At 47.0% G+C, this 3,426-nt stretch carries 4 protein-coding genes; 2 read left to right on the forward strand and 2 right to left on the reverse strand.

The features are described from left to right. A partial coding sequence (locus tag PMG71_RS07820) for a hypothetical protein (protein ID WP_283753099.1) occupies positions 1–196 on the reverse strand: 196 nt, incomplete at its 3' end. 286 nt (positions 197–482) lie between these two features. Between PMG71_RS07820 and cobT the strand changes: the two genes are divergently transcribed. After that, positions 483–1,577 (forward strand): nicotinate mononucleotide-dependent phosphoribosyltransferase CobT, encoded by a 1,095-nt coding sequence (gene cobT / locus PMG71_RS07825; RefSeq protein WP_283753100.1) that lies wholly within the window; start codon positions 483–485, stop codon positions 1,575–1,577. 7 nt (positions 1,578–1,584) lie between these two features. Here cobT and PMG71_RS07830 read toward each other — a convergent pair whose 3' ends face one another. Then, positions 1,585–1,971: a hypothetical protein gene (locus PMG71_RS07830; protein WP_283753101.1), complete on the reverse strand. Its 387-nt coding sequence runs from the start codon at positions 1,969–1,971 to the stop codon at positions 1,585–1,587. 134 nt (positions 1,972–2,105) lie between these two features. Between PMG71_RS07830 and PMG71_RS07835 the strand changes: the two genes are divergently transcribed. Continuing rightward, positions 2,106–3,260: an extracellular solute-binding protein gene (locus PMG71_RS07835; RefSeq protein ID WP_283753102.1), complete on the forward strand. Its 1,155-nt coding sequence runs from the start codon at positions 2,106–2,108 to the stop codon at positions 3,258–3,260. Positions 3,261–3,426 lie beyond the last annotated feature (166 nt).

The following is a 3,426-nucleotide window of genomic DNA, read 5'->3' on the forward strand; positions in this document are numbered from 1 at the left end:
TGATGGGGTGATGGGGTGATGGGGTGATGGGGTGATGGGGTGATGGGGTGATGGGGTGATGGGGTGATGGGGTGATGGGGTGATGGGGTGATGGGGTGATGGGGTGATGGGGTGATGGGGTGATGGGGTGATGGGGGAATAGGGAGCAAGATGCTCCCACTCCAGTAATATCAAACGATTGAGGGAGTGCGGGCATCTTGCCCGCTAGTTTAACAAACGATTGAGGGAGTGCGGGCATCTTGCCCGCTAGTTTAACAAACGATTGAGGGAGTGCGGGCATCTTGCCCGCTAGTTTAACTCATATCAAATCCGGTTAAACACTTGTCATTGCGACCTCCGGGAAGCAATCGCCGAGACTAGCGAGATAGAAGGGATTGCTTCACTCCACTGCGTTCCGTTCGCAATGACATACTATAACTGATTCACCGGATTTGATATCATTTGCATGTCCGCTTGCGGAAACCGAACTTGATATTACCACAATGATCAATATTTATACTGAGATTGAACGGGGAGAGCATTGGTTAAAGAAGTATCGAGGGAGTCGAGCGCATTTTGCTTGTATTCTCGGCTTTACCCAAACAGCTTTAATTCCGGGGATCTCGGCGGCGGGAGCAACCCCGGAAGACCGACGTTATACTTGTTTAGCGGATGCTGAATTTTTGCTTAAAGGGGTGAATCCTGAATATGCTTATCCCTTACCTCCCCTACATGCAGGCATTTCTCCCGTTTTTATCTCCCGTGCCATTAGTGAAGCGCTCCAAATTCCCATTACCCTGTTTAATGCAGGATTACCCGATCGCCTCCCCGTAGAAGCAGTAGATTTGGGCGGAACTCCTGCCTTATGTGTCAGTAGCGGACAAGCTTTAGATCTAGAGGTCGTTCGTCATTTATTTAACCAAGGTTGCCAATGGGGAGCGCAGTTAGCACAACAAACAGATTATTTGACGATTGGTGAATGTGTGGTGGGGGGAACAACTACCGCTTTAGCAATTTTAACTGGGTTAGGATTGCCCGCATCGGGTAAAGTCAACAGTAGTCATCCCACCTGCAACCATGCTCAGAAGATCGAGGTAGTGAAGCAGGGGTTAGAGCGTGCAGGAGGTGGGAAAAAACAGCGATCCGTGTGGGAATTAATGGCAGCAGTAGGCGATCCCATGCAACCTGTAGCTGCTGGGATGGCGATCGCCGCTAGTCAACATTGTGGTGTACTTTTGGCTGGCGGTACTCAAATGTTAGCGGTGTATGCTCTAATGGGAGCCATTGCTCAGGAAGAAAATATCCTTTGGGATAAGACTGAAGTGGTAGTAGGAACAACGCGATGGGTGGCAGAAGATCCGACTGGAGATACGGTGGGTTTAGCGAAACTCTTGCCTCCAGTTCCCCTGATCGCCACTCAACTGAGTTTTGCTGGATCTCGCTATCGGCAACTTCGAGTGTATGAACAAGGGTTTGTCAAAGAAGGAGTAGGTGCAGGGGGTTGCGCGATCGCCGCGACACTAGGCCAAAATTGGACACAAGAAGATCTTCTTAAGGCGATCGAAACCTTAATCGAACGCTATTCCTCCATACTCTAGAGCCAGCTTATAAATGAATCCGCTTAGAGAGTAATTGCTCTTCTAGAGCCGCAATCCGATTATAAGCGGCCGTCAGTTGAGCCGTTAAGCGCTGAACCTGGAGTTCAGGAGATAAATAGGCATCCGATCGAGATTCAGAAAAATCGCGACGATTCTCATAATCATCATCGATTAACACATCTTTATGATCCCAAATGGGTAGATCGGATAAGTCATGGGTATAGGAGTGGTTACTCGAAGCCCTTTCTGGCAGATGATTCTCTTCTTCTGCGTGAGGGGCTGATCCAGGTTGCGATTCTAGGGAAGAGAATTTAGAATTAAGCCGTTCTATCGCATGGGACATGCTTTCTATTTTTTCCATGAGCATCATGATTTGGGTTTCTAGGATTTCCATTGGGGACTCCAGATGTTATAGGTGAGGATTGTTCATTATGATTTTAGATAGGCTTTGAGAAGATTCTTGATTTATTTTTGAATCATTTAACTTTTAGTAAAAAATGTAAATAAATACTTAATATTTTCTCAGTTATGGATCGTCGAAGTTTTTTGTCAGGAAGTCTGAAAACAGCCAGTTTAGCGCTCTCAAGCCTATCGTTATCCTCAGTTTTGACGACCGGATGTAGTCCCACGACTCGCTTAAGGATTTATATTCTCAAGGGGTCGATTCCGGCTACCTTGATTAATGAACTCAAAAAAGCTGTTCCTGAGAGTGCCGGTTTAGAAGTGATCCCAGTTAGCCAACTCGATCGCCTGTTTGCCTCTCTGAAGCAGGAACCCAAGACTTCTGGGAAGGGAGGATTTCAGGGTTTAGCTTTTTGGCAAACCGCTCCCCCTGCTCCCGATTTGGTCACCCTTGGAGATGCTTGGTTAACGGAGGCGATCGCCAATCAACTGATTCAACCCCTCGATACCTCTTTGCTTTCTTGGGATCAATTACCTACGAATTGGCAAAGCCTAGTCATGCGCGATCGCCAAGGGAATCTCGATCCCAATGGAGAAGTCTGGGGAGTCCCCTACAGTTGGGGAACCACGGCGATCGTTTATCGACCCGATAAATTTAAATCCTTGGGTTGGGAACCCACCGATTGGTCTGATTTATGGCGCGAAGAATTACAAGGTCATATTTCCCTACTCAATCAACCCAGGGAAGTGATTGGTTTAACCCTAAAATCCCTGGGTTATTCCTATAATTATCCCGATTTAGAAACAATTCCTGACCTCTCCAACACCCTGAAAAAACTGAATCAACAAGTTAAGTTTTATAGTTCCGACCAATACTTACAACCTTTAATTGAAGGGGATACTTGGTTAGCTTTGGGATGGTCAACGGACATTCTCCCCGTATTAAACCGGTATAAACTAAAAGCCATCATTCCCCAATCTGGAACCGCACTGTGGGCAAATCTCTGGGTGAGTCCGAACCTCAGTCCTAAAAATTCTGGTATTCAGGAATGGATCAATCAGTTTTTAAATCCGGATTTAGCCCTCAAACTCTCCCAATTTAGTGATGCAGTTTCCCCCCTGTTAATCACAGCTAACCAGCAAAGCTTACCTTCCTCTCTCCTCAAATCTGGGATCAAATTCCCCGATCTTACGGTTTTATCTAAGAGTGAATTTCTCTTACCCCTCTCAGAGCAAACCCACAACAGCACTCAAAACCTGTGGCAAAAAATGCGGGGTTAGGGTTGATAGGAGTGGCCGTGACCCCACTAAAATGAGCCAAAGCGAGGAGTGCGAGCGTCTCGCTCGCTAGGGAAAAAAACAGCGAGCAAGATGCTCGCATTCCTCTACCTAGGGAAAACAACAGCGAGGGCATTACCGTAGGGTGGGTTAGGCGGCTAAAACCTAG

The organism is Roseofilum acuticapitatum BLCC-M154, from assembly GCF_030068475.1.
In the GTDB taxonomy this organism is placed as follows: Bacteria; Cyanobacteriota; Cyanobacteriia; order Cyanobacteriales; family Desertifilaceae; genus Roseofilum; species Roseofilum acuticapitatum.